Source organism: Gordonia sp. CPCC 206044, from assembly GCF_048537895.1.
Lineage (GTDB): Bacteria > Actinomycetota > Actinomycetes > Mycobacteriales > Mycobacteriaceae > Gordonia.
Genome location: NZ_JBCLVL010000004.1, coordinates 229,331 through 256,042 on the forward strand (window position 1 = coordinate 229,331; position 26,712 = coordinate 256,042).

23 protein-coding genes are annotated in these 26,712 nt (G+C 68.3%); 10 read left to right on the forward strand and 13 right to left on the reverse strand.

Features of this window, described 5'->3' with window-relative positions:
* Positions 1-16: 16 nt before the first annotated feature.
* The 8 genes from AAFP35_RS07735 to eccCa all read right to left on the reverse strand — a co-directional run bounded on the left by AAFP35_RS07735 (position 17) and on the right by eccCa (position 10,304).
* The gene (locus tag AAFP35_RS07735) at positions 17-1,210 is read right to left on the reverse strand and encodes a hypothetical protein (RefSeq protein ID WP_419220976.1); all 1,194 of its coding nucleotides are present in this window, start codon (positions 1,208-1,210) and stop codon (positions 17-19) included.
* Positions 1,207-1,536, reverse strand: a complete 330-nt coding sequence (locus AAFP35_RS07740) for a hypothetical protein (protein ID WP_419220977.1) — start codon at positions 1,534-1,536, stop codon at positions 1,207-1,209. Before AAFP35_RS07740 ends, AAFP35_RS07735 begins: the two co-directional genes overlap by 4 nt.
* A 119-nt stretch (positions 1,537-1,655) precedes the next feature.
* The gene (locus tag AAFP35_RS07745; protein ID WP_419220978.1) at positions 1,656-2,354 is read right to left on the reverse strand and encodes an HAD family hydrolase; all 699 of its coding nucleotides are present in this window, start codon (positions 2,352-2,354) and stop codon (positions 1,656-1,658) included.
* Complete coding sequence (gene glmM / locus AAFP35_RS07750) at positions 2,351-3,709, reverse strand: phosphoglucosamine mutase (RefSeq protein ID WP_419220980.1); 1,359 nt, start codon at positions 3,707-3,709, stop codon at positions 2,351-2,353. The genes AAFP35_RS07745 and glmM overlap by 4 nt, the downstream gene beginning before the upstream one ends.
* Positions 3,710-3,711: 2 nt before the next feature.
* A complete protein-coding gene (gene rpsI, locus AAFP35_RS07755; protein ID WP_419220981.1) occupies positions 3,712-4,293 on the reverse strand; it encodes a 30S ribosomal protein S9 in 582 nt (193 codons plus the stop codon).
* Positions 4,290-4,733: a 50S ribosomal protein L13 gene (gene rplM, locus AAFP35_RS07760; protein WP_419220982.1), complete on the reverse strand. Its 444-nt coding sequence runs from the start codon at positions 4,731-4,733 to the stop codon at positions 4,290-4,292. The genes rpsI and rplM overlap by 4 nt, the downstream gene beginning before the upstream one ends.
* A 186-nt stretch (positions 4,734-4,919) precedes the next feature.
* Positions 4,920-6,236 (reverse strand): type VII secretion-associated protein, encoded by a 1,317-nt coding sequence (locus tag AAFP35_RS07765; protein ID WP_419220983.1) that lies wholly within the window; start codon positions 6,234-6,236, stop codon positions 4,920-4,922.
* Between the two features lie 3 nt (positions 6,237-6,239).
* Complete coding sequence (gene eccCa, locus AAFP35_RS07770) at positions 6,240-10,304, reverse strand: type VII secretion protein EccCa (RefSeq protein ID WP_419220984.1); 4,065 nt, start codon at positions 10,302-10,304, stop codon at positions 6,240-6,242.
* Positions 10,305-10,415: 111 nt separating this feature from the next.
* Here eccCa and eccD point away from each other — a divergent pair, with 111 nt between their 5' ends.
* Both eccD and mycP read left to right on the forward strand, forming a co-directional pair.
* A complete protein-coding gene (eccD, locus tag AAFP35_RS07775; protein WP_419220985.1) occupies positions 10,416-11,963 on the forward strand; it encodes a type VII secretion integral membrane protein EccD in 1,548 nt (515 codons plus the stop codon).
* Between the two features lies 1 nt (position 11,964).
* Positions 11,965-13,359, forward strand: a complete 1,395-nt coding sequence (gene mycP / locus AAFP35_RS07780) for a type VII secretion-associated serine protease mycosin (protein WP_419220986.1) — start codon at positions 11,965-11,967, stop codon at positions 13,357-13,359.
* A gap of 12 nt (positions 13,360-13,371) precedes the next feature.
* On the opposite strand, the gene AAFP35_RS07785 is transcribed toward mycP, so the two are convergent.
* Positions 13,372-14,325, reverse strand: coding sequence for a 4-hydroxy-3-methylbut-2-enyl diphosphate reductase (locus tag AAFP35_RS07785; RefSeq protein WP_419220987.1), 954 nt, complete (start codon positions 14,323-14,325; stop codon positions 13,372-13,374).
* A gap of 94 nt (positions 14,326-14,419) precedes the next feature.
* Here AAFP35_RS07785 and AAFP35_RS07790 point away from each other — a divergent pair, with 94 nt between their 5' ends.
* Genes AAFP35_RS07790 through AAFP35_RS07800 form a run of 3 tightly spaced genes read left to right on the forward strand, consistent with a single transcriptional unit; the run spans position 14,420 to position 16,751 of the window.
* The gene (locus tag AAFP35_RS07790) at positions 14,420-15,280 is read left to right on the forward strand and encodes a lipid droplet-associated protein (RefSeq protein WP_419220988.1); all 861 of its coding nucleotides are present in this window, start codon (positions 14,420-14,422) and stop codon (positions 15,278-15,280) included.
* Complete coding sequence (gene xseA / locus AAFP35_RS07795; protein WP_419220989.1) at positions 15,277-16,515, forward strand: exodeoxyribonuclease VII large subunit; 1,239 nt, start codon at positions 15,277-15,279, stop codon at positions 16,513-16,515. Before AAFP35_RS07790 ends, xseA begins: the two co-directional genes overlap by 4 nt.
* Positions 16,512-16,751, forward strand: a complete 240-nt coding sequence (locus AAFP35_RS07800) for an exodeoxyribonuclease VII small subunit (RefSeq protein WP_419220990.1) — start codon at positions 16,512-16,514, stop codon at positions 16,749-16,751. The genes xseA and AAFP35_RS07800 overlap by 4 nt, the downstream gene beginning before the upstream one ends.
* 11 nt (positions 16,752-16,762) lie before the next feature.
* Here the strand turns inward: AAFP35_RS07800 and AAFP35_RS07805 are convergent, their stop codons facing one another.
* A complete protein-coding gene (locus tag AAFP35_RS07805) occupies positions 16,763-17,326 on the reverse strand; it encodes a DUF4245 domain-containing protein (RefSeq protein ID WP_419220991.1) in 564 nt (187 codons plus the stop codon).
* Between the two features lie 156 nt (positions 17,327-17,482).
* On the opposite strand from AAFP35_RS07805, the gene glpX reads away from it, so the two are divergent.
* Entirely contained in the window at positions 17,483-18,475 is a 993-nt protein-coding gene (gene glpX / locus AAFP35_RS07810) for a class II fructose-bisphosphatase (RefSeq protein ID WP_419220992.1), read from the forward strand.
* A 60-nt stretch (positions 18,476-18,535) separates the two neighbouring features.
* Positions 18,536-20,236 (forward strand): fumarate hydratase, encoded by a 1,701-nt coding sequence (locus tag AAFP35_RS07815; protein ID WP_419220993.1) that lies wholly within the window; start codon positions 18,536-18,538, stop codon positions 20,234-20,236.
* A gap of 62 nt (positions 20,237-20,298) precedes the next feature.
* Here the strand turns inward: AAFP35_RS07815 and AAFP35_RS07820 are convergent, their stop codons facing one another.
* Complete coding sequence (locus tag AAFP35_RS07820) at positions 20,299-21,363, reverse strand: hypothetical protein (protein ID WP_419220994.1); 1,065 nt, start codon at positions 21,361-21,363, stop codon at positions 20,299-20,301.
* A 204-nt stretch (positions 21,364-21,567) separates the two neighbouring features.
* Here AAFP35_RS07820 and AAFP35_RS07825 point away from each other — a divergent pair, with 204 nt between their 5' ends.
* The 3 genes from AAFP35_RS07825 to AAFP35_RS07835 all read left to right on the forward strand — a co-directional run bounded on the left by AAFP35_RS07825 (position 21,568) and on the right by AAFP35_RS07835 (position 24,397).
* Positions 21,568-22,968 carry a class II fumarate hydratase gene (locus AAFP35_RS07825; RefSeq protein ID WP_419220995.1) on the forward strand — a complete coding sequence of 467 codons (1,401 nt, stop codon included), beginning with the start codon at positions 21,568-21,570 and terminating at the stop codon, positions 22,966-22,968.
* 55 nt (positions 22,969-23,023) lie between these two features.
* Positions 23,024-23,608, forward strand: a complete 585-nt coding sequence (locus AAFP35_RS07830) for a class I SAM-dependent methyltransferase (RefSeq protein ID WP_419221160.1) — start codon at positions 23,024-23,026, stop codon at positions 23,606-23,608.
* A gap of 93 nt (positions 23,609-23,701) precedes the next feature.
* Positions 23,702-24,397 carry a PIG-L deacetylase family protein gene (locus AAFP35_RS07835; protein ID WP_419220996.1) on the forward strand — a complete coding sequence of 232 codons (696 nt, stop codon included), beginning with the start codon at positions 23,702-23,704 and terminating at the stop codon, positions 24,395-24,397.
* Between the two features lie 34 nt (positions 24,398-24,431).
* Here the strand turns inward: AAFP35_RS07835 and AAFP35_RS07840 are convergent, their stop codons facing one another.
* Positions 24,432-25,472: a L,D-transpeptidase family protein gene (locus AAFP35_RS07840; protein ID WP_419221161.1), complete on the reverse strand. Its 1,041-nt coding sequence runs from the start codon at positions 25,470-25,472 to the stop codon at positions 24,432-24,434.
* A 189-nt stretch (positions 25,473-25,661) separates the two neighbouring features.
* Positions 25,662-26,606: a hypothetical protein gene (locus AAFP35_RS07845; protein ID WP_419220997.1), complete on the reverse strand. Its 945-nt coding sequence runs from the start codon at positions 26,604-26,606 to the stop codon at positions 25,662-25,664.
* Positions 26,607-26,712: the final 106 nt, after the last annotated feature.

Below are 26,712 nucleotides of genomic sequence, written 5' to 3' on the forward strand. Positions count from 1 at the left end.
GGTGCTCGCTGCGCACTCACTCGTCGCCCGCCAAGGCCAGATCTCCCGATCCCTGCGACCCCGACCCCGGCGTGCCGGATTGAGGGGCCGACGACTCCGGAGCGTGCGTCCCGGACGTGTCGTCGGACGACGCGGCGGGTTCGGCGGATTCGGGAGGCGCAGCGGGCTCGGCAGGCCGGCCGGGTTCGACGGGCTGGGGCGGTTCGGCGGGCTCGGCAGGCGCCGTGGGCTCGGCAGGTCCGCTCGGTGCGGCGGGCGCGGTGACGCCTGCGTGCTCGGCGGGACCGGACCCGCTCGGTTCGGTGATCGGTGCATCCCCGGCGTGAGGGTTCGGATCCGATTGCGGCGAGGTCAGCTGGAACGGTACGTCCACCTCGTCGTTGTCCCCTTGGGGCCCCTCGGTCGTCTCGGGCGCCGTCGCATGTCCGGCCGACCCGTCGTCCGTGATCGACGAACCCGCTGGTGGAACGGCCGGAACGCTCGGCGAGGACGGTTCCATCGCCCCGGACGGCGCTGTGGACGCCCCCGGCACTGACGACCTGTCGGCGCTCGGGGGTACCGGACCGACGACGCCGGGATACGGCTCGATGTCCATGCCCTCGGTTGCTCTGTTGAGCTGCCCGAGGATCTCGTCGACACCGTCCACCGTCGCCTCCGCTGAGGAGAAGTACAGATCCGCTCGTGACGCGATGTCGGCGACGACGACCGACGGCGGCAACTCACCGACCACGATGGCTCCGGGCACCTCCGCGATCGGCACACCCGCGACCAGCGGCGCCGACAGGCGCGCGACGGTGACGAACCAGGTGCGCAACAGTTGGTCGATCCCCGACGATGCGGCGTTCGTCGCATCCGACAATGTGCGCAGCACGTGCAGATCGGCTTCGGCACGACGCTGATGATCGACGACCGCGGCGAGCGCCCGCTCACCCGATTCGCTGGCCCATCCCCAGCCCAGCCGGACCTGTTGCTCGGGCAGCTGATGCAGTTGTTCGGCGACCGCCCGGTGCGCGGTGGACAGTCGGTGCCCGTCGGCGGTGATTCCGGAGACGTCGAGACCGCTGATCACCCGAAACGGCCGTCGGACCTCGTCGGGTGTGGCGCCCGGCACCCCCAGGGTCGCGCCGAGGGCGAGCACGTCGATCAGGTCGTCGATGCCGTCGGCTGCGTGTTCACGCAGCGCGGCCAGAGAGTTCGAGACGCGACTCACGACCCGGTCCCATCCGATCGACCGGCTCGTGTGACGTCGCCTGCCACGGCGACGTCCGCGTCGACGATCGCCGCCATGCCCCGATGCAGGGCATCGGCGAGTCGATCCGCGGCTCGGGCCTGCTCGCCCAGCCGGTCGGCGAGGATCCTGCCCATCTCCCGAAAGCGCTCGCCGAGGTCACGGTATTCGTCGCCGACTGCCCAACTGCCCAGGTCGTGGGTACCGATGTCGGCGGCGGCGGTGCCCACGGCAGATGCTGCCCGGCGGTAGAACGAGACCACTTCCCGCACCTCGTCGACATCGACGGACATCTCCGCCTCGGCCATCACTCCCCCTTCGACGTCAGGTCCGGACCCGCGGTCCGGGCACGCACATAGTTGGCGTTGAAGTTTAGACGCGTCGGGATGTCATCCGGTTCCATCTCCGATGACGATCAGAGGGCCGGTCAGTGATCCAGGGCGATGCCGTGCTCTCGCACCGCGTCCAGAAGTGCGGTGGGGCGCTGGTCGGCCGGGGCGTCGTCGACACGGACGAAGGCGCATCCGAGACCACGCGCACCGCCGTCGGCCTCCTCGCTGTCGCCGATCATCAGTGCGTCGGACGGCGCGATCCCCAGGGGGTCCAGTGCAGCATGGAAGATCTGCGGATTCGGTTTGATCGCGCCCACCTCGAAGGAGAGCGCGTACACGTCGACGAGGTCTGCCAGGTCGTGCAGTGCCAAGACCTCACGCAGATCGAAGGCGATGTTGCTGACCACACCGACCGGGAGCCCGGCGGCATTCAGGCCACGCAGAACCGCCTCGGTGTCCCGGAAGATCTGCCAGGAGCGCGGATCGACCACCCGCGCATACAACTGCTCGGCATGTCCCGGCACCGAGAGTCCAGACGCCCGCAGCATCGCCAGGTATGCGCGACGATGCTGCCGGGGATCGAGATCACGTTGCTCCCAAGCGATCCGATCATCGTCACCGATGTTGTCGGGGACTCCCACCGGCTGCGTCATCCGGCGGATGAGTTCGGCCTGATGATCGAGATGCAGCACGTTGCCGTCCTCGTCGTGGAGGTCGGCGAACCAGTCGTCGGAGGCCTCGAACCGGAACAGGGTGCCGGAGAAATCAAAGAGGACGGCACCGGGAGACGTCATGATCCGGCCGCCTCCACCACGTCGGCGATCCGGCGTGCGACAGAACGGGCGACATCGGCGCTGGCTGCCTCGACCATCACCCGGACGAGATGTTCGGTACCGGACGGCCGCAGCAGCACCCGCCCGTCGGCACCGAGTTCGCTCTCCGCCTCCGACACCGAACGTCGTACCGATTCCGATTGCGCCACAGCATGTTTGTCGCCGACGCGGACGTTGATGAGCTCCTGTGGGAGCACCGTCATGATGCCCGCGAGTTCGCTCAGCGAGCGTTTGGTCTCGGCCATCCGCGCCATCAGCAGCAACCCGGTGAGAGTGCCGTCGCCGGTGGTGCCGACACCCGGCACCACGATGTGTCCGGACTGCTCACCGCCGAGTGAGTAGCCTCCGCGACGCAGTTCTTCGAGGACGTAGCGATCACCGACCGCAGTGGTCGCCAGGGTGATTCCCGCCTCGCGCATGGCGATGTGCAGGCCGAGGTTGCTCATCACGGTGGTGACCAAGACGTTGTCGTGCAACCGGTTCCGCTCACTCAGTCCGGTCGCGAGGATCGCCATGATGGCGTCGCCGTCGACGATCTCGCCGTCGGCGTCGACGGCGAGACAGCGGTCGGCGTCACCGTCGTGGGCGAGCCCGAGATCCGCGCCGTGTTCGAGAACGGCGGCCTGCAACTTGTCCATGTGGGTGGAGCCGCAGTCCTCGTTGATGTTCAGACCGTCGGGCTCGGCGTGGATCGCGATGACCTCGGCCCCGGCGTCCTGGTATGCCAGTGGCGCGAGGGTGGAGGCCGCTCCGTGCGCGCAGTCCACCACGACGGTGAGGCCGTCGAGACTGTTGTCGATCGCCGCGGACAGATGCGTGCGATAGCGGTCGCCGGCATCCGTGGCGTCGAGGACACGACCGACGGCCGCGCCGATCGGGCGGGCGAACTCGGCGGAGTCGGGATCGTCGCCGCCCATCGCGGCTTCGATGCGGTCCTCGACCGCGTCGTCGAGCTTGTGACCGCCGCCGGAAAAGAATTTGATGCCGTTGTCGGGCATGGGATTGTGCGACGCGGAGATCATGACCCCGAAGTCGGCACCGTAGTCGGCGGTCAGGAACGCCACCGCCGGGGTCGGCACCACACCGACCCGGATGGCGTCGACACCGGTGGCCGCGAGGCCCGCACAGACGGCGGCCTCGAGCATCTCACCGGAAGCGCGCGGATCGCGCCCGACCACCGCTCGCGGACGTACGTCCTGGCGGGAGGATTCCTCGAAAACGACCGCGGCGGCCGAAGCCAGGCGCAACGCGAGCTCGGGAGTGAGCTCTGCGTTGGCCAGGCCTCGGACGCCGTCGGTTCCGAAAAGGCGTGCCAAGATCAGCGCTTGGAGTACTGCGACGCCTTACGGGCCTTCTTCAGGCCGTACTTCTTGCGCTCGACCGCACGCGGGTCACGTGTGAGGAAGCCTGCCTTCTTGAGGGCGGGACGATCCTCCGGGGTGACCTCGATCAACGCGCGGGCAATACCCAGGCGCAGCGCACCGGCCTGACCCGAGGGGCCACCACCGACGAGCTTGGCGTAGATGTCGAACGACTCGGTGCGCTCGACGGTGACCAGCGGAGCCTTGATCAGCTGCTGGTGCACCTTGTTGGGGAAGTAGTCCTCCAGGCTGCGTCCGTTGAGCTGGAACTGTCCCGAACCCGGGACGATGCGCACCCGCACGACAGCTTCCTTGCGGCGGCCGACGGTCTGGATCGGGCGGTCGATGACGACCGGTCCGCGCGACTCGGCAACCTCGGCGTCGGTGTCGTAGTCGTCGGCAGCCTGCTCGACGGCCTCCACGGCCTGCTCGACCGCGGTCTCGGCGGCAGCGGTGTCGTCACCGGCAGCGGCCTGGGCCTCGGCGGCGTTTTCCACGGCGTTCTCCACGGCCTCGTCGCTGATGTTCTCGTTGCTCACTGGGCCACCTGCTTGATCTCGAAGGGCACGGGGCGCTGGGCCGCGTGGGGATGGTTCGGGCCGGCGTAGACCTTCAGCTTGGACGCCATGGCGTTGCCCAGCTTGGTGTGGGGAAGCATTCCCTTGATGGCCTTCTCGACCACGCGCTCGGGGTGGCTCGCGAGGAGTTCCTCGGTGGTCTGGACCTTGAGCCCACCCGGATGACCCGAGTGGCGGTAGTTCAGCTTGCGCTCGGCCTTGTTGCTGGTCAGCGCGACCTTCTCGGCATTGATGATGATGACGAAGTCACCACCGTCCATGTGCGGGGCGTAGGTCGGCTTGTGCTTGCCGCGGAGCAGGTTCGCGCTCTGCACGGCCAGCCGGCCGAGCACCACGTCACTGGCGTCGATGACATGCCACGTACGTGTGATGTCACCGGCCTTCGGGGTGTAGGTAGGCACAGTTGTCCTCAACTCTGTCGATGTGGGTGCTGGTCCGGCGACGCGGCAGAAGTTGCTCCCGGCGACCAGTTGGGACCCGGGCCTCGACTATCTCCGACGACAGGCTGCCGGGAGATGCCACGCACCAGCGATCCAGGGTACGCGATGGCGCTGGTCAGGGTCAAAACGCGCCGAGACGGACGCCGGTCACCCCTCGGGTGCAATATGCACCGACGACACGGCGCGTTCGCACTCGGCGTCCACGGGCTCCCCCTCGTTGCCCGCCTGGCAGCCGATGGATACCTGCAGACCGGACTCGACCAACACATACCACCGGATGGCGCTGCCCGAGCCCGGAGCTTCGCGATAACTGATCACGTCGCGACCCACGAAGCGGGTGGAAGGTGAGAACTCGGTGACCACGTCGTCGCCGCGCTGCCGGATCCGGTTGCCGAGGCTCGTCGCCACCGACTGCAGGGTGGCGTCGTCGCGGACCTCGCCCTGCACCACCAGGATGCGTCGCCCGTCCTCGCGATCGACGAACACCGTCCGCGAGGCCGCATCGGCATCCGACTGCCCGTCCGCATCGAGGTCGCTCTCCCGCCAGTCGGCGGGCACCACCAGATCGGTTCGGCCGAGCGTCACGGTGCGCTGCGCCTCGGACTCTCCGTCGTCGCGATGCAGGAACCCGACGACGCCTGCGACCAGCGCCACGGCCACGACCGCGGCACCGGCCATCCACAACGACCGCCGCACCCACGGACGCGGCCGGCTCTGCACGCCAGGATCGCTCAGCACAGCCGGCATCTCGACGGGTCCGTCGGGCTCCTGCGTGCGCCCGGTTCGCCATCCGTAGCGGCGGATCAGTTCGCGATCGACGGCCACCACACGACCGGCGACGGTGTACGCCGACATCATCTCTATCGCGCGCGTGACCTCTGCCGGATCGTCGCCGTCCACGAAGACCGCCTCCACGGTGTCGTCGACGATCGCCTCGGTCCGGGCGCCGATGTCGTCGGCGTCGGGGATCAAGACGTCGATGCTGTCGAAATCCCATCCCGACGACGACCGTCTCAGGCGCGCCACGTCCCATGTGCTCGCGGCCGGCCGAGCCGGATCCGAGGGCGTGTTCGGCAGATGCGACGTTTCGACGACCGCACACCGCTGCATGGGTATGTCGGTGTGACTACGCGCGATCAGGATCGCGCGGGGCACCACCGACACCGGCACGGACATCTCGGCGGTGGACCTGGCGAACACCGACGAACGCAACCGCCCCCACGTGCTCGGGTGACCGATGACGACCGGGAGCGGACCGCCGGGGCCGATGTCGGGTAATCCGAGATCGTGCCAGACCCTCTGCCACGCCTGATGGGTGTACACCTGGGCGCCCGCAGCCGTCGCGACGGTCGGGGCATCGACGGCATCGAGCAGTTCGGTGACGTCGGCAGTACGCCCGTCGGACAGACGAATCCGCCCGTAGGCCAGATCGACGACGGTGGGTCGCGACGCAGCGGGCACCATCCATCACACCTCTGGCTCGATATGGCCGACCTGGATCATCTCTGCCGGCCGTGTACGCGAGATCAGCTCGCCACGGCCGGGGACGAGCTGCTGCATGCGGACCCTACCGGTGATGTAGCCCTCGTCGCGGTCACCGCTCATCAGCAGCATGTCGCACGACAGGTCCTTGAGCGCGGCGATGAGCGGATCGAACATCGCACGGCCCAGACCACCCGACCGCCGCGCCAGGATGACGTGCAGGCCGATGTCGCGTGCCTGCGGGATGAGCTCGATGAGCGCGAAGAGCGGATTGCCCGACGCCGTCGCCACCATCTCGTAGTCGTCGACCACGACGTAGACGTCCGGACCCGACCACCATGAGCGGTCGCGCAGTTGTTGCGGGGTGATGTCCTCGGGCGGCAGGCGCATCGCGAGATACCGCACCAGATCCTCGGTCATCGATGCGGTGACCGTCGCCGAACTCGCATAACCGGCAAGATGATCACTGCCGACGACACCCAACATGGTCCGCCGGTGATCGACCAACAGGATCTTGACGTCGTCGGGCGACGTGGCGCGTGTCAGCCCGGAGACGATGGTGCGCAACAGGTTCGTCTTGCCATGTTCCACGTCGGCAAACGCCAGCAAGTGCGGCTGGACGGCGAAATCGAGGACCACCGGGGCCAATTCGAGTTCGCCGACCCCGATCGCCACCTGATGGCGGCCCAGCATGACGGAACGTTCGGCAACGAGAGCATCTATCTCGTCGACAGAGATCTGCACCGCCAGCTTGCGCACCTCCATCGCCTCGCGCCCGCGATACGCGTGAGCCACCGCATCCACGGCGTGCGCAACGCCGGCTGCCAGGGAATCGACGGCGCAGACCCCGTCGAGACGTGGCAGTGCGATCAGCATGTGCAGTTCGCCGGGCGTCAACCCACGCCCGGGTCGGTCGTGCGGCACGAGTCCTGCTGCCCGCCTGCTCATCTCGGAGTCCATCGCATCGCCGAGACGCAGCTCCACACGACTACCGATCACGTCCTTCACCGCGGGACGGATCTGCGCCCACCGCGTGGCCGACAGCACCACGTGGACACCGTAGGACAGCCCCAGCGCTGCGATCTCGTTGACCTGTTCTTCGAGCTGCTCGAACTCGTTGCGCAGCACCCCGAACCCGTCGACGACGAGGAAGACGTCGCCATGCCGGTCGTCGGGCAACGGGTCTGTCTGATCGCGCATCCCACCGGCGAACCAGTCGCGCCGGACCGCGCGCAGGGCTCGCATCGACTCGACCCCACCGCGGGCGAACAGCAGTTCGCGCTGTCGCAGGATGGCGGCGACCTCGGCGATCGTCCGCCGCACCGCGTCCATGTCCCCGCGCCCGGCCACCGTCCCCACATGCGGCAGCCCGGCGATGCCGGCCAGTCCGCCACCACCGAAGTCGAGGCAATAGAACTGCACCTGTTCCGGGGTGTGCGTGGCGGCCGCGGACATGATCAGGGTGCGCAACGTCGTCGACTTGCCGCTCTGCGGTCCACCGACGACCGCGACATTGCCTGCCGCCCCGGACAGATCCACGAGATGTATGTCGCGGCGCTGATCGTAGGGCCGGTCGACCACCCCGACCGCGATCCGCAGATCGCCGGGTGCACCGGGCACCGACCAATCCCGCCTGGGTACCAGCCCGTCCACCGTGGGCGACTCGTCGAGCGGCGGCAGCCACACCTCGTGGGCGGGCGGGCCATGACCGACCATCCGGCCGACGAGTACGTCGAGCAGGGTGGGCAGCGCCTCCGCTGGTGCGGTCACCTCGACATCCGCGGGCGCATCGGCGAGAGCGCCGATGTCCGGCACGGCGACGTCGAGTTCGTCGGACGGAGCCGGGAGTGCGGTGAAGATCTTCATCCGTCCATGGCGTTGCGCGAGCGCGTCGTCGATCACGTGGTCGGCCGAGCCCGCCGGACGATACGGCCCGGACACATACGACGTGGTGAATCGGACCGGCTCCGCCGAGTCGCACTTCAGGTACGCCGACCCGGGGACGTTCGGCAGGTGATAGGCGTCCGGCACACCGAGGACGGTCCGGGACTCGTTCGCGGAGAAGGTCTTCAGACCGATCCGGTAGGACAGGTGACTGTCGAGGCCACGGAGCTTGCCCTCCTCGAGGCGCTGCGACGCCAGCAGCAGGTGGATGTGCAGGGAGCGTCCCAACCGCCCGATCGCGACGAACAGTTCCGCGAAATCAGGCTTCTGCGAGAGGAGTTCGGAGAACTCGTCGACGACGATGAACAACGCGGGCATCGGCGCCAACGCGGCACCGGACCGCCTGGCCCGCTCGTACTCCCCGACATTGGCGAAATTGCCCGCGGCCCGCAGCGCTTCCTGACGACGGTGCAGTTCACCGGACAACGCGTCGCGCATCCGGTCCACCATCGAGATCTCCTGCTCGAGGTTGGTGATCAGCGCCGCCACATGGGGCGCCGACTCGAGGCCGAGAAACGTTGCACCGCCCTTGAAGTCCACCAGCACGAGGTTGAGCTCACTCGGTGAGTGGGTCGCCGCGAGCGCGAGCACCAGCGTGCGGAGGAACTCGGACTTGCCCGAACCGGTGGCGCCGATACACAGTCCGTGGGGTCCCATACCGCCGTGGGCGCTCTCCTTGATGTCGAGTTCTACCGGTCCCCCGGTGGCGGTGAACCCGATCGGAACCCGCAGACGCTCCCGTCCGACGCGGGGCCGCCAGGATGCAGAGGGGTCGAACGCAGAAGGATCGAATGCGGACGGGTCGCCCATGCCGAGCAGTGCGGGCAGACCCGGATCGACGGCGGTCACCTCGGTCTCCAGACTCGCCAGTGTCGTCGGCGTCGTCGGCCGGTAACGGGCCATCCGACGGGCCAGCGCCTCTGCCTCGGCTACGGTCAGACGATCCGCGTCAGCGAACTCCTCGATACCGAAAGCGCCACGCGCGCCGATCCTTCCGTCCCGGACCACCAGCTGCAGGCCACGACTTGCCGCCGGCCCACCCACGCGTGCGGTCAGATCGAGCAGTGTGACCCCCTCGGTGCCCGCATCACCGATCAACCGTTCGTCCCCGACGACCCGACCGTCGTCGAGGACCACCACGAGGTGCAGCCGCCCGGCCGCCGGCGGCGCCGACCTGCTGAACCGCCCGCGTTCCATCAGCTCGGCAGCCATCGCATGTTCGAGATCGGCCAGCGACGGATAGATCATCCGCGTGGCACCCAGTCCGTCACGATGAGTCGGATGCGCCACGTGCGGAAGCCATTTCGCCCAATCCCAGGCCTCCCCCACCGGGTCGGCGGTGACCACCGCAACGCGCAGATGGTCCGGCCCGTGAAAAGCGCACAGCTCCACCAGCATCGCCCGGACCAAGTCGCGGGTCGCTTGACGTGCACCGTCGATGCTCACCGCGGGGAATCCACGCAGGGCGATCGCGGTCGGTAGGTGATGCACCACCGAATGCGTCCGGACGAACCGGCGCAGCGCCACCATGGACACCGGTTCGATGTCCTCGACCGGCCCGGTCTCCGGTGGCATCAGACGCGTCGCCAGCCGTTGCGAGCCGAGACCGACCCGCACGTGCGCGAAGTCGTTGTCGCCGGTGCGGCGCTCCCACATCCGGCGGCTGCCGACGATGTCGAGCAGTGTGTCCGGGTCGGGGTGTGTCCAGGTCAACGACGTGCGCTGGGCCTGCTCGGTCTGACGTACCCGACCTCGCGTCTGCCCCAGGTACCGGAAGTAGTCCTTGCGTTCCTCGTCGAGTTCGCCTGCTCGTTTACCCGCTCCCCGGCCGCCGGAGGCGACCATCCCGAACATCGAGAGCACCATCATCACCGGGAACATCATGAAGAGCGGATTCGACAGTGCGGTGCGCCCACCCGTCACGAACATCACCGCCACCATGCCGACGACCGCAACCACCATGACGACCGGGAACAACCTCATGAGCAGGTTGCCGGGCACGATCCGCGGCACCTCCGGCGGCGGCGCGATGGTGAGTTCGCCACCGGGCACCCGCGGTGGCGCGATCCGGGGACCACGCACGAAACCGTCGGTCGTCGCAACCATTTCTGTCCCCCGAAACTTCGCCGGCCGATCGGTGGTCTGACCGGGTCGAACTCCTACACAATTGGCGAGATTCGCATCGTAACCGCGAATCCGGCTGGGGAGGATCACGAGATGTCGACTGTGGAAACACATCTGCCACCACACCCGGGAACGACGCCGATCCGACAGCGTCATCCGGCGGGACCGGCCGCGTCCGAACCGCGTGTCGAACCCGAGTACGTCCGGGTGTCGGTACTCGGCCATCAGACCCAGGTCGATGTGGGCCTACCTGCGGCGGTACCGATTGCCGCCCTGCTCGGCGACCTCGTCGACCAGGTCGAAACACGCACTCGCACACCACGAGAGCCCGACGTTCCCGGCAACGATCCGGCGCGGGTCCACGACCTCGCGCGACGGTGGACGCTGGGGCTGGTCGGGCATGAACCGATCGCCCCGGACCGTTCACTCGCCGACGCCGGAATCCGGGACGGCGACCTCCTGATGCTGCGCTCCACTCGCCCCGGAGAGGGTGTCGCGCTGTTCGACGACGTCGTCGACGCCGTCGCTCAGCTGAATGAATCTCGCTTCGCCAATTGGTCGGCGGCGAGTGCCCGGATCACCGGTCTCGCCATCGCCCCCGCCGCGGCGATCACCGCGGCGCTCGCCATGATCGCCCACCGGTGGCATGGCGGTGGGCAATGGACGGCCGGACTCGCCGCCGTCGTGGCGATCGCACTGCTCGCCGCCGCGACCATCGTGGCCCGCCACGTCCGCGACGCCGGCTGTGCCACGGCGCTCGCCGCGTCCGCCGTCGCGGTGGCGATGGTCTCCGGAATGCTGACCGTCCCCGGCCCTCTCGGCGCGGCCCACCTGCTGCTCGGGTGCACCGTCACCCTGGTTGCGGTGGTGGCGTCCTACCGGCTGACCGGGGTGGGCGCCATCCTGCACAGCAGTGTGACCACCGCCGCCGCACTCGGCGCCACGGCCTGTGCGACACGACTGCTGTGCGGCGTCCCCCTCGGAGACGTCGCGGCGGTCACCGCCGGTCTCGGCCTGCTCACCATCGCACTGTCCCCGAGGGCGACCATCGTGCTCGCCAAGCTGCCGCTGCCTCCGGTGCCGACCGCCGGGGTGACACTCGACGCACACGAGGTCGATCCCGCGCCGACACTCGAGGGCATCGGCGCGATCGGTGCGATGACGTTGCCCCGCGTCGATGCACTCGCGCGGCGATCCCATCTCGCCAACGCGTATCTGACCGGCCTCGTCGTCGGTGCCGCGGTGGTCACCGCGGCGAGCGCGGCGATCACCGCGGCGACCGCCGAACGCGACTGGGTACCGGTCGTCTTCGCGGTGGTGGTCGCGGCGATCCTGTGTCTGCGGGGCAGATCCCACGGTGACCTCGCCCAGGCGGTGGCGCTCATCGGCGGTGGCGCGGTGTCGGTACTCGCCGTCATCGGTGTGTCCGTCTGCGCGCCGAGCGGCAACGAGATCGCCGGATTCGTCGCGGCCCTCACGCTGCTCGTGGCCGCGATGGGGTTCGGTGTGGTCGCACCTCGCCACGAGTTCTCACCGGTGATGCGCCGCGCCGCGGAACTCGGCGAGTATCTTCTCGTCGTCACGGTCGTACCGTCGCTGTTGTGGCTTCTGGACCTGTATCAGATCGTCAGGGAACTCTGAGATGCGCTGCGTTGCGGGCACACTCGCGACCCTGATCTCGGTGGTCGCGGTATCCGCGGGCGGCGGGGTCGGACCGGCCGCTGCCGTCGGACCGCCACCGATCGACGCGCATGCGTTGGTCCGGTACGCGCCGGTCGGACCGCCGGAGGCCACCGAGCAGCGCACGCTGTGCGCGAACACGTCGGCGACCGGATCGACGGTGGGTTCGAACCCTTCTGCGGCACAGTCGATGCTGAACCTTCCGGAGGCGTGGCGGTTCAGTCGGGGTGGCGGGCAGACCGTCGCCGTGATCGACACCGGTGTCACCCCGCATCCGCGCTTGCCCCGACTACGCGGTGGCGGTGACTACGTGTCGTCGGGCGACGGCCTGGTCGACTGCGATGCGCACGGAACCCTGGTCGCCGGGATCATCGCGGCCGCACCGAGTCCCGACGACGCGTTCGCCGGCGTCGCACCCGATGCCGCACTGATCTCGATCCGTCAGTCCAGCGCCGCCTATGGCCCGGCCGCCTCGCCGATCACCTCCGACGCCACGAGCGTCGGACGCGGCTACGGTTCGGTGCGCACACTCGCCCATGCGATCGTGCGCGCGGTGGATCTCGGCGCCACCGTCATCAACATCTCCGAAGCGGCCTGCGCACCGATCACCTCCCCGATCGACGACGGAACGCTGGGAGCGGCAATCAAATTCGCCTACGACCGCGACGTGGTCGTGGTGGTGGCCGCCGGCAATCTGTCCGCCGACACCGCATGCCGTCAGCAGAACCCGGACCCCGGTCCCGCAGATCCGGACGGCTGGACATCGGTGACCACGGTGGCGAGCCCCGCACGGTTCGCGCCGTATGTCCTGACCGTCGGCGCGGTGGACGCCGACACCGCCACACCGAGCGGTTTCAGCCTCCATGGCCCCTGGGTCGGCGTCGCGGCGCCCGGTACCGGGATCGTCGGCCTCGACGCTCGTGACGGGTCGGCGCGGCCGGTCGACGCGCTGGAAGGCGCCGACGGACCGGTGCCGATCGCCGGTACGAGTTTCGCGACCCCCTACGTCGCCGGGACGGTCGCGCTGGTTCGCGCGCGTTTCCCGCACCTGCATGCCCAGGAGGTGATCCGGCGGATCATCCGGACCGCGCACGCACCGGCGGCCGGACACGACACCCGCATCGGCCACGGCGTCATCGATCCGGTGGCCGCGTTGACCGACCAGATCACCGACGCCGGAGCCGATCTCACCGCGGCGCGGCCGATCTCCGCACCGGCCACCCCTCCGGCCGAAGACCGCACGGCCCGCGATGTCGGGCTCGCCGGTGCAGGACTCAGCGTGGCGCTGGTGGTCGCGGTACTGGCGATCGCCATGCCGCATCGCCGGATTCGACGACTCGACCCCGACGACTACTGAGCGCCGGCCCCGCTACTTGGCCGAGCGCGCCGGCCGGAGTTCACGTGGCAACGCGAACGTCAACGTCTCGTTGGCCGTGTTGACCGTGTCGACGGAATCGAAGCCGTATTCGGACAGGAAGTCCAACACACCGCGGACGAGGATCTCAGGAACCGAGGCGCCGGAGGTGATGCCGACCGTCGTCACGCCATCCAGCCACTGCGGGTCGATCTCGCGGGCATAGTCGACCAGATGCGAGGCCGATGCCCCGTTCTGCAGGGCCACCTCGACCAAACGCACGGAGTTCGACGAGTTCTTGGACCCGACCACGATGACGAGGTCACATTGCGGCGCCATCGCCTTCACCGCGACCTGCCGGTTCTGCGTGGCATAACAGATGTCGTCGCTGGGCGGATCTGCCAGATCCGGGAACCGTTCACGTAGACGACGGACCGTCTCCATCGTCTCGTCGACCGACAACGTCGTCTGCGACAACCAGATGACCTTCGACTCGTCACGCACCTCGACGTCGTCGACATGATCCGGTCCGTCGACCAGCTGGATGTGCTCCGGCGCCTCACCCGCGGTGCCCTCGACCTCCTCGTGCCCCTCGTGGCCGATGAGCAGGATGTCGTAGTCGTCGCGCGCGAAACGTTTCGCCTCCTGGTGCACCTTGGTCACCAGGGGGCACGTCGCGTCGATGGTCTTGAGGCTGCGTTCGGCGGCCGTCCGGTGGACCTCGGGCGACACACCGTGGGCGGAGAACACCACGATCGCACCCTCGGGCACCTCGTCGGTCTCGCTCACGAACACCGCTCCACGCTCGGACAACGTGTCCACCACGTGTCGGTTGTGGACGATCTCCTTGCGCACGTAGACCGGTGCACCGTGCTTGTCGAGGGCCCGCTCCACGGTCTCCACGGCACGGTCCACACCGGCGCAATAGCCGCGGGGTTCGGCGAGTAGGACACGCTTGCGATCAACCATGGTGTCCAGGGTACGGGTTGTCGACGAGGTGCCCCGTCACGCCGCCTCGTCGTGCCGGGTGGATCAGTACCCCCGCGGATGGCAGAGTGAGGACATGGTTCGTGCACCCTATCCGGCCCGCATTGCCGCCGGCCTCGTCGTGACCGCGCTCGAGGAGACCCGCAAGCTGCCTGCGCTGGCCGTCACGCTGCCCATGACGGCCGTGAGTCAGACCCTGCAGACCGGCATGCGCCTCCAGCAGAGCATCGCCGAGCTCGCCATCAAGGGTGACCTCGCGCTCGAGAGCCTGTTCGACAAACCCAGTGAACAGCCGCAGTGGGCCCGCTTCGACGACGATGACGACTCCGGCGGTGACGACACCATCGATCCGGAGTCCGACGACACCCCCATCGAGAGCGCCCCCGCAGCCCAGAAGCCCACCGCCGCGAAGAAGGCGAAGGCCCCCGACGAACCGCCCGCGAAGACACCGGCGCCGAAGAAAGCGGTCACCAAGAACGCCCCGGTCGAGAATGCCGCAGTCAAGAACACGGCAGACAAGAAGACGGCAGACAAGAAGACGGCAGTCAAGGGCACGGCAGCCGAGAAAGCCGGCACGCGGGAGACGGCGAACTCCGGGGCGCACGGCGACGCCGACGATTCCGACCAGCCCACCACCGAGGGTTCCTCCGGTCGCTTCGCCCTCTACAGCGCGCCTCCCGACGAGGTGGTGAGCGGCGACGGCCCACCCGAGCCCAAGGCGCCGTCGGTCGACGGGCCGATTCCGGAGATCGTCGAGTACATCGAGTACGACGGCCTCACCCTCGCCCAGTTGCGGGCCAAGCTGCGCTCGGTGGGCCTCGACGAGCTCGAGCAGCTGTCCGCCTACGAGAAGGCGACCAGGGCCCGCGCGCCGTTCCTCACGATGATCGACAACCGCATCGCCTCGCAGAACAGCAAGCGGCAACCGACCACGTGACCTCGGCACAGTCGTCGAACTCGGCCGAACACCCGTGGCCGGTGCGGACGGTCAACACGAAGATCGCCGACTGGATTCACCGGCTCGGACAGATCTGGGTCGAAGGACAGGTCACCCAGATCAATCGTCGGCCCGGTACCCGCACCGCGTTCCTCACCCTGCGCGACCCCGCCGCGGACCTCTCCATCTCGGTGACCTGTAACCCGGATCTGTTGTACCGCACCGAGGTTCCGCTGACCGAGGGAAGCCACGTGGTGGTCCTCGGCCGTCCGACGTATTTCACCGGTCGCGGCACCGTGTCATTGCGCATCACCGACATCCGGCCCGTCGGTGTCGGTGAACTGTTGTTGCGTATCGAGCGACTCCGTCAGTTGCTGGCCGCCGAGGGATTGTTCGACACACGACTCAAACGGCCACTTCCGTTCCTGCCCAGGACGATCGGGCTCATCTCGGGCCGAGCGAGCGCCGCGCAACGCGACGTGGTGTCGGTGGCGTCGGGTCGGTGGCCCGCGGTGCGATTCGAGGTGCGCGACGCCCCGGTGCAGGGACCGACGGCCGTGCCGCGCATCCTCACGCACCTCGCCGCACTCGACGCGGATCCCGAGGTCGAGGTCATCGTCATCGCCCGCGGTGGCGGCAGCGTCGAAGACCTGCTGCCCTTCTCCGACGAGGCCCTGCTGCGCGCGGTGTCGGGCTGCACCACACCGGTGATCAGCGCCATCGGGCACGAACCCGACACCCCGCTGCTCGATCTGGTCGCCGACGTGCGGGCCGCCACCCCCACGGATGCGGCGAAACGGGTCGTCCCCGACGTCGGGGACGAACTCGCAGGCATCGGGGATCTACGTCGACGCAGCGCCCACGCCCTACGCAACTGGGTACGCCGGGAGTCGCACGTCGTCGACGGGTTGCGCGCACGTCCGGTCCTCGCCCGACCGTTCTCGATGATCGACCGCCACGCCGACACCGTCGACCGGATGCGCCGAGACATCCGCCGCGACATCCGGCGCCACGTGGAGGCCGAGGATCGCCGCCGTGAACATCTGTCGGCCCGGCTTGCCACACTGGGACCGGCACAGACACTCGCCCGCGGCTACGCGGTGGTCCAGCGCGTCGACACCGAACGGCCGCACGTCGTCGGTGCCGTCGCGGACATGCCACCGGGCGCACACGTGCGCATCCGGGTGTCCGATGGCGCATCGGTCGCCGAGGTGACAGAAGGGGAACAAACGTGAAGGCCGACGACTCCGACGACCGGATCCCGGTCGCCGACCTCGGGTACGAGCAGGCCCGCGACGAACTGGTCGAGGTGGTGGAAACGCTCGAGCACGGCGGCCTGGACCTCGACGCATCGCTCGCACTGTGGGAGCGCGGTGAGGCGTTGGCCAAGCGATGCGAAGAACACCTCGCGGGTGCGCGGGACCGGATCGAGACGGCGCTCGCCGCCGACGACGAAGACGCCGAGGGCTGAAGAACGAGCGGCTACCGGGACGTCAGTGGCGCCTGACCGAGCACCGCGGTGGCGATGGTCGCCATGGCGTCGTCGGGCCCGCGCGACAGGACCGCGATCCGGACGTCGCCGAGATCGGTGATCCAGAACTTCTTGCCGTCCTCGGTGGTGTAGACCACCCAATCGCGACCACCGACCTGTTTGGTCCCGGCCCCCAGCGCGGCCCCGTCGCCGAGGTGTCCGACGAGATCGTCCTCGGTCGCGTCGGTCTGGCTCAGCTGCACATAGGCCCCGACATCGGTGATCCAACCGACGGTGCTCACCCGGGTGCCACCGACCTCCTGGGTCGACCCCGAGTTGGGTTTCCACCCCTCGGGCGTCGCGGGGCGCCGGATCGGGAACGGCAGATCGCGGGCGTCTGCCGCGAGAGCGTGGGTGACGTCGAAGGACGGCGTCTGGTCGTCGGAGGCCTGTCCGGTCAATCCGACCGAACAGTTGCCCGATGCGATGGCCACCACCGCGCAGATGATCAGCAGTGGCACCAACGACCAGATCATGTCTTTGCTGCTGTGCAGGATGCGTGGTTTACCGGCCATGATCGTCCAGTATTCCAGCCCGGCCGAGGAGGCTCCGCCGCCGGGCCATACGGCCGGGGTGGCTGCGCCCACACTCGGCGTGACATGCAAGGATGGCTACACCCACCACTTTGTCATCCACCGCCTTGTCATTGCCGCGACGCCGAGGAGTTCCACATGTCCCCCAATCCCCAGGCCCCCGACCGCAATCTCGCGATGGAGCTCGTACGTGTGACCGAGGCCGCGGCGCTCGCCGCGGGCCGTTGGGTCGGTCGCGGCGACAAGAACGGCGGCGACGGAGCGGCCGTCGACGCGATGCGTCAGCTGCTGTCCACCGTCTCGATGCGCGGTGTCGTGGTGATCGGCGAGGGCGAGAAGGACGAGGCCCCGATGCTGTTCAACGGCGAAGAGGTCGGCGACGGCGACGGACCCGACTGCGACGTCGCCGTGGACCCGATCGACGGGACCACGCTGATGGCCGAGGGGCGCCCCAACTCCATCTCGGTGATCGCGGTGAGCGAGCGCGGCACCATGTACGACCCGTCGGCGGTCTTCTACATGGACAAGATCGCGGTCGGCCCGGAAGCCAAGGGCGCCATCAACATCGACGAGTCGGTCAGCTGGAACATCAACTCGGTCGCCAAGGCCAAGGGCATCGACGTCGCAGACCTCACCGTCATCGTCCTCGACCGTCCGCGTCACGCCGACCTGATCGGCGAGATCCGCCAGGCGGGCGCCAAGATCCGTCTCATCTCCGACGGCGACGTCGCCGGTGCGGTGGCGGCCGCCGACGACTACTCCACCGTGGACATGCTGATGGGTGTCGGCGGTACGCCCGAGGGCATCATCACCGCCGTCGCGATGAAGTGCATGGGCGGTGAGATCCAGGGCAAGCTGTGGCCGCGCAACGACGAGGAGCGCCAGAAGGCCATCGCCGCCGGTCACGATCTCGACCGTGTCCTCACCAACGACGATCTCGTGGCCGGGGAGAACTCCTTCTTCTGCGCCACCGGCGTCACCAACGGCGACATGCTGCGCGGCGTCACCTACCGTCCCAACGGCGCGACGACCCGCTCCCTGGTCATGCGGTCCAAGTCCGGCACCATCCGGCGCATCGAGGCCGTCCATCAGCCCGCGAAGCTGCGCGAGTACTCCCGCCTCGACGTCTGAGGTCGCCGCGGGTCGGTGGCGCCGTCATCGCCGCCGACCTGCCGGGCTACGATTTCCGGCGTGAGCGAAACAGCCCCCGCTCCGGAGTTCCGCTATGCCGACTTGCTGCCCTCCGGCGCCGATGACACCCCGTACCGACTGATCACCACCGAGGGTGTGCGCACCTTCGACGTCGACGGCCGAACCTTTCTCGAGGTCGCCCCGGAGGCCCTTCAGGCGTTGACCGCCGAGGCGATGCACGACATCAGCCACTATCTGCGGCCCGCCCACCTCGCGCAGCTGCGCAAGATCATCGACGACCCGGAGTCGTCGGGCAACGACCGTTTCGTGGCACTCGACCTGCTCAAGAACGTGAACATCTCCGCAGGCGGTGTCCTGCCGATGTGCCAGGACACCGGCACGGCGATCGTGATGGGCAAGAAGTCCGAAGGTGTGCTGACCGGCGCCGACGACGCCGAGTGGGTGTCGCGCGGGGTCTTCGACGCCTACACGAAACTCAATCTGCGTTACTCGCAGCTGGCCCCGCTGACCACCTACGACGAGAAGAACACCGGCACCAATCTGCCTGCGCAGGTGGAGATCTACTCCACCGAGCAAGGCCCCAAGGGTCCCGAGTACAAGTTCCTGTTCATGGCCAAGGGCGGCGGCTCGGCCAACAAGTCCTTCCTGTTCCAGGAGACCAAGGCCATCTTGAATCCCAAGCGGCTCTTGGAGTTTCTCGACGAGAAGATCCGCTCGCTGGGTACCGCGGCGTGCCCGCCCTACCATCTGGCCGTGGTGATCGGTGGCACCTCTGCCGAATTCGCGCTCAAGACGGCGAAATACGCGTCGGCACATTATCTGGACACCTTGCCGACGTCGGGATCGATGTCGGCACACGGCTTCCGCGATGTCGAACTCGAAGAAGAGGTCTTCAAGCTGACCCAGTCCTTCGGCATCGGGGCGCAGTTCGGCGGAAAGTACTTCTGCCACGATGTCCGGGTGGTGCGGCTGCCGCGTCACGGCGCATCGTGTCCGGTCGCGATCGCGGTGTCCTGCTCGGCGGACCGCCAGGCGCTGGGCAAGATCACCGCCGACGGCGTCTTCCTCGAGCAGCTCGAGACCGATCCGGCGCAGTACATGCCCGACGCCGGTGTCGCCGAGGACATCGCGGGCGGCGAGGTCGTCGCGATCGACCTCAACCGTCCGATGCCGGAGATCCTGGCCGAGTTGTCGAAGCACCCGGTCAAGACACGGCTGTCGTTGACCGGACCGCTCGTGGTGGCACGCGACATCGCACACGCGAAGATCAAGGAACGTCTCGACGCGGGCGAGCCGATGCCCGACTACCTGCGCAACCACCCGGTCTATTACGCAGGGCCCGCCAAGACCCCGGACGGCATGGCATCGGGGTCGTTCGGCCCGACCACCGCCGGTCGCATGGACAGCTACGTCGAACAGTTCCAGGCCGCGGGTGGTTCGATGGTCATGCTCGCCAAGGGCAACCGGTCCAAGCAGGTCACCGAGGCGTGCGGATCGCACGGCGGCTTCTACCTCGGCTCGATCGGCGGCCCGGCCGCACGGCTCGCACTCGACTGCATCAAGAGCCAAGAGGTCATCGAGTACCCCGAGCTGGGCATGGAAGCGGTCTGGAAGATCGAGGTCGAGGACTTCCCCGCCTTCATCGTCGTCGACGACAAGGGCAACGACTTCTTCACCGATCCCGGCGGCAGTGTCACCGTTCCGCTGGGTGGCGTCCGTATCCGCTCGAAGGAGCGGTAGCAGCCTCTACGCCGTAGATCCGCGTCACCTGGTGGCACGGATCTACGGCGTTACCCGTGGACCTACCGCACAGCGCGGCACGACGGGCATCGGACCGGCGTTCCGGTCCACCCACGCGCTGTGAGTGCGCGACCGACCTTGTCCGCCGTCGAGCACGCGCGATCGAAGACCTGGCCCCACCCCAGCCGCAGTGTCAGCCGATCGGCATCGACCGCGGCGTCGAGGTCGCGCTCCATGTCCACGTCGCGGTCGGCCGCACCGTCGTGTCCCATGCGACCGTCCAGCTCGACGACGAGCCCCCATCCTGGATAGTCGACGTCCCGGAATCCACGTCGCCCGACGGTCGTCGACGCTTGCCGTTGTGGCGATGGAAGTCCTTGTGCGCGCTCCACTTTCGTCAGGTAGCCATGTTCGAGCACCGAACAGGTGCCGTCGCGGATGTCGACGAGCACACCTTCGATGAACGCCCGCCGCCGCAGCCTCGGGCGACGCTGCGCGGCCACGAGCACTCTGTCCGCCGTCGTCTTTCCGGCCTGCACGGCATCGGCGAGGCACGCGACCACCCGGACTTTCGACGACGCGCACTCGGCCATGTCCAGGAGCGCCTGCTCCATCCGTACGCGCGGCGGATGCGCGTGCCACGCCACCTTCTCGTCCAGGCGGGTGCCGTAGTGGACGACGACACCGGGACGTCGGGTCACGCGACGTGCGCGGTCGACGACGATGTGGATGGGTCCGGTGGGCTCCGACCGTGGATCAGCAGAGCCGTGACTCAACGCCGCGGGTGCCGCATCCAGTACCGCGCTCCAGGCCCGCTGTCGCCAGGTCAGCGGACCGGTGTGGTCGACGAAGACCCCGGGGTGCACTGTCGCCCATTCGCGACGACGAACCTTGCGCCGGACGAACGCCGGGGTGAAACCGAGCGCCAGGACCTGGCCACGCGCGATGACCCCGTCCTGGTCCGCGAGGATCTCGTCGAGGAGCGCACTGTCGGGGTGCGCACTGTCGGGGTGCGCACTGTCGGGGTGCGCACTGTCGGGGTGCGCGCCGTCGGGGTGCGTGCCGTCGGGGTGCGCGCCGTCGGGGTGCGCGCCGTCGGACTGCGAGTTCTCGGGCCGGGCCGTCATGCCCACAGTGTCGCCGCCGAACCCCTCCGCGTCCGCCGCGCAAGGTCATCTGTGAACAACGCCGGCGCAATCCACATCTCGACCGGTCCCCTCCCAGCGCCGTAGATCCATGCCACCAGAGGGCACAGATCTACGGCACAGATCGTCGGGGTATACCGTGGTAAGGAGACCCTTACCGATCGACGTAACCGGAGGACGCACGCCATGACCGAGCCGCAGTATCGCATCGAGCACGACACCATGGGCGAGGTCAAGGTTCCGATCGACGCACTGTGGCGTGCGCAGACGCAGCGCGCCGTGGAGAATTTCCCGATCAGCCACCGCCCCCTCGAGCGCACCCAGATCCGCGCCATGGGTCTGCTGAAAGCTGCCTGCGCACAGGTCAACAAAGACCTCGGGCTGCTCGACGGACAGCGGGCCGACGCGATCATCGCGGCCGCCAAGGAGATCGCCGACGGCAAGCACGACGACCAGTTCCCGATCGACGTCTTCCAGACCGGTTCGGGCACCAGCTCCAACATGAACGCCAACGAGGTCATCGCGTCGATCGCCAAGGCGAACGGCGTCGACGTGCACCCCAACGACCACGTCAACATGTCGCAGTCGTCCAACGACACCTTCCCCACCGCGACCCATGTCGCCGCCACCGAGGCCACCGTCACCGATCTGGTCCCGGCGCTCGATCACCTGCGGCTGGCGCTGCTGGACAAGGCGACCCAGTGGCGTGAGGTGGTCAAGAGCGGCCGCACCCACCTCATGGACGCGGTGCCGGTGACCCTCGGTCAGGAGTTCGGGGGCTACGCGCGCCAGATCGAGGCGGGCATCGAGCGTGTCACCGCGACGCTCCCCCGCGTGGGTGAGCTCCCGATCGGCGGCACCGCGGTCGGCACCGGACTCAACGCCCCCAACGGCTTCGGCACCAAGGTGGTCGTCGAGCTGGTGCGACTGACCGATGTCGAGGCATTGTCGTTGGCGCAGGACAACTTCGAGGCACAGGCCGCCCGCGACGGGCTGGTCGAGCTGTCCGGGCAACTCAAGACGATCGCCGTCTCGTTGACCAAGATCGCCAACGACGTGCGCTGGATGGGGTCGGGTCCCCTCACCGGGCTCGGCGAGATCCACCTCCCGGACCTGCAGCCGGGCAGCTCGATCATGCCGGGCAAGGTCAATCCTGTTCTGCCCGAAGCGGTCACACAGGTGGCCGCACAGGTCATCGGCAACGACGCGGCGGTCACCTGGGGTGGCGGCAACGGGGCGTTCGAACTGAATGTCTACATCCCGATGATGGCGCGCAACGTTCTGGAGTCACTCAAGCTGCTGGCCAACGTCTCCCGGCTCTTCGCAGACCGGTGCATCGCCGGACTGCAGGCGAACGAGGAGCGGCTGCGCACCCTCGCCGAGAGCTCGCCGTCCATCGTCACCCCGCTCAACAGCGCCATCGGTTACGAAGAGGCCGCAGCCGTCGCCAAGCAGGCCCTCAAGGAGGGCAAGACGATCCGGCAGACCGTCGTCGACCGCGGACTCATCGGCGACAAACTGACCGAGGACGAACTCGACAAGCGACTCGACGTGCTGAAGATGGCGAACCTCGACCACGAGCGCTGAGGGGCCCTACGGGCTCCGGCGTAACCTGTTCGATGTGACCCCGCTTCCCCGATGGATGACCGACACCAAACCCGGTCACAGTGAGTGGTACATCGAACGGTTCCGCACCATGGCCGCCGACGGTGTCGACCTCGGCGGCGAGGCGCGTCTGATCGACGCCATGGTGCCGCGTGGCGCACGTATCCTCGATGCCGGGTGCGGTCCAGGGCGGGTCGGCGCATTCCTGCACGACGTCGGACACACCGTGGTGGGTGTCGACGTGGATTCTCGGCTGATCGCGGCCGCCCAGGCCGATCATCCAGGCCCGCACTGGATCGTCGGCGATCTGAGCAGACTCGACCTCGCCGCCGAGGGCGAACCGAAACCCTTCGACGCCATCGTGTGTGCGGGCAACGTGATGGTGTTCCTCGCCCCGGACACCGAGACCGAGGTCTTGCGCCGCTTCGTCGACCACCTGACACCGGACGGGGTGATCGTCGTCGGCTTCCACACCGATCGCGAACTCTCGCTCGACCAGTTCGACGCCGCAGTAGCCGACGCGGGGCTGGCCATCGAACACCGGTTCGCGACATGGGATCTGCGGGCCTGGCACGACGATGCAGACTTCGCCGTCACCGTGATCCGACGACGGAGCGACTGACCGGAGAGGTCGCGGACGCCGGGCGCGCGGGTGTCACACGACGCGTTGGCGCGAGACGGACATCTCGTCGGCGACAGGCGCTATGTTCGGCCCATGGACGCACCGTCACTGGAAGCCTTCCCCACCGACTGGGACACCGGCCTGGTCCTGGTCGCACACCCCGACGACCCCGAGTACGGCATGGCGGCCGCGGTGGCCCGGTGGACCGACGAGGGTCGGCGCGTGGTCTACGCGTTCGCGTCGAGCGGCGAGGCCGGGATCGCTGGGATGGCTCCCGAGATCGCCGGGCCGCTACGTGAAGCCGAGCAGCGCGCGTCGGCCGCGGTGGTCGGCGTCGCCGACGTCACGTTCTGGGGTTTCCCGGACAGCTCGATCCGCAACACCGCCGAGCTGCGCGCACGCATCGGCTCCGTCGTCGAGGGCCTGGCCCCGCAGCTCATCCTGTCGTTGTTCGGCGGTGCCGAATGGGCGCCGGGACAACCGAATCAATCCGACCACATGGAGTTCGCCGCCGCGGTGCGCGAGGCCTACGACGCCCTCGATCCCGCCGTGCGACCGCGCTGGTTGTTCGAGAACGGGCCGGAGGCCACCCATGCGGTCGCCGTCGATGATCAGATCGACCGCGCGATCCGCTCACTGGCCACACATCGGGAATACCTGTCCGTCCTCGATCCAGACACCCCCGTCGTCGAACAGGCGCGGCGCCAGGTGGAGATGGTGACCGCGCCGCGTGACGACTTCGGCGGTCGGCGTGCGGTCGGGTTCCGACGCAGACGGGGACCGGCCTGAGGCCGGTCCCCGCTCCACGAACAACTGCTCGGGTCTATCCGCCGTTCGCGGTCCCCAGCAACGACGGCACCAGGCTGACGATCTGGTTCAGCAACTGTGTCAGCGTGTCCGCGCCCGGGATGCTCGGCGACCCGGGAGTCGGCGTGGTGCTCGACGGCGGTGTGGTCGACGGGGCGGTCGAACCCTGCTGGGTTCCGCTCTGCGGTGTGCCGCTCTGCGGGGTGGAGCCCTGCGGGGTCGAGCCGCTCGGCGACGTCGAGCCGCCCTGCGGTGCGGCCTGATTCACACCGATCGCGATCTTGGGGTGCTTGGCCGGGTCGAGCCAGGCGAGCACCTTGCGCATGGCCGCCTTGTCGATGGCCACGCAGCCCTGGGTCGGCTCGTTGTTGGTGACGTGCAAGAACATCGCCGACGCCTTGCCCGGGGTGCGCTTGGGGTTGTGCGCCATGTTGACCGCGTAGTCGTAGACCGGTCCCGCGTCGTACAGGTTCTCGCTGTCACCACCCGGGCTCTTGGTCTGACGCACATGGGTGTTGTAGGTCGGCGACTTCATGTTCGAGTCCCACCAGTCCTGACGGTCGACCTTGAAGTACGGCATCTTGGTGCCCGGATTGGCCAGCCGGCCGAAGGCCTGGTCGAGCGCAAAGGTGCCCTCGGGCGTGCGCGGGACGTTGTCCTTCGGTTCGCCCATCCCCTGTGAGCCGAGGAATGCCTTGACCGGCCCGATGACGGGCTTCCACGACTGATCCGAACCCCGCTCGAAGGCAGTCAGGGTGGCCGTCGTGTCGCTCGCCTTGGGCGCGGTGACCACGACCATCTGGCTGCTGTCCGCTTCCGCGCTCCCTGTCGAGCCACCGATGCCGAGGTTCCCGGCGAGAGTGTCGAGCAGGGTGTCGAGCTGCGGGATTCCCGTCTTGGGGATCGCCGCCCCCGGGGACGCACTCGTCGACGGGGAGGTCGGAGTGGTCGACGGGGTCGTCGAAGTGCCGGGGGCCGCGAGTGCCGTCCCGGCACTGCCGGCAAGGGCCGACATCACCGCGATCACCACTAGTCCCAGCAACCTCAATCGCCTCATCAGTAACTTCTGCACCACACCAGTGTGCCAAAGCGCAAGATGTCGTCAATCTCGGGATGGTCACGGTGCCGTTGTGATCGGGTCACTCTCGACCGAAATCCGCCCGACCAGCCCGAACGGCAGACACCCCGGTCTTGGGAATCCACCTTTCGATGCTCCGAAGGTGAATTCCCGAAACCGGGGTACGTCTCAGGCCGCGGGCGGAGTCAACACACGCCGCACTCGAGCGATCAGCTGCGATGCTGCATCGACGTCGCCCCAACCCCAATGGATCACCCGGTTGCCGAGTTCCACCAACGTGTCCGTTCGTCTCTTCTCGTACAGCATCAACGCCGGCCCCTCCGAGCCGTTGTACTTCGACGCACCGTCGCATTCCCCCACCACCCGCTCGGTCTCCCAGTAGAAGTCGACTCGGGCCACCCATCTGCCCGCGTCGTCGTAGATGTCCACCTGCAGCGCGGGCCGCGGGATGCCCGCGTCGAGCATCTCGATGCGGCTACGTGACTCCAGCACGGACTCGGCCAGGCCACTCATCTCGGCGACCGCACGTCGAGCGCGCGCCGCGCCGGTCATACCCTCGATGAGGTCGAGTTCGTTCTGGAGGTCGTCGGCGGTGCACAACTCGGCATGCAAGGCGGCATCCCCGACCGCGATCGCCGGGATTCGTCCGCTGCGCCTGGCGATGTCCACAACCGTGCGTGCAGGCGAGGTCACCGACAATCCGTTCGCCACGACCGTCGCGACCGGTCGCCTGTCGGTCACCAACCGCATGCCCCCGGTCGACCGGCTCCCGGGCGTGCGCGACCAGTCGGCCATGACCACCCGCTCTACATCCAGCCCCCACACGGGCAGGCCGAGCTGCGCTGCAGCGGACACCTCGGCCAATGCCCGCTTCGCGTGTGGTGCGCGGCGCATCCACGCGGTGCAGAGTTCGCGATGACGCTGCTCCGGCGTTCCGTCCAACACAGCAGCAGGAATGAGGACCCCGCGCGACAGGTACTCGAGGACTCCGGCATCCACCGCAAGTCGGATGTCGTACTCGGTGCGGCCTCCCGCCAGCAGCTCCTGCCGATTCACCGCGTGGTCGAGGTCTCGGAAATCGTCCATGTAGATCAGACGCAGACGACGAGTCACCGGCTCCACAAGAGAACAGGAACCCCGGCTTCGAAAATCCACCTTCGGAGCATCGAAAGGTGGATTCCCGAAACCGGGGTTTCTGCTACGGACCGAACGGACTCAC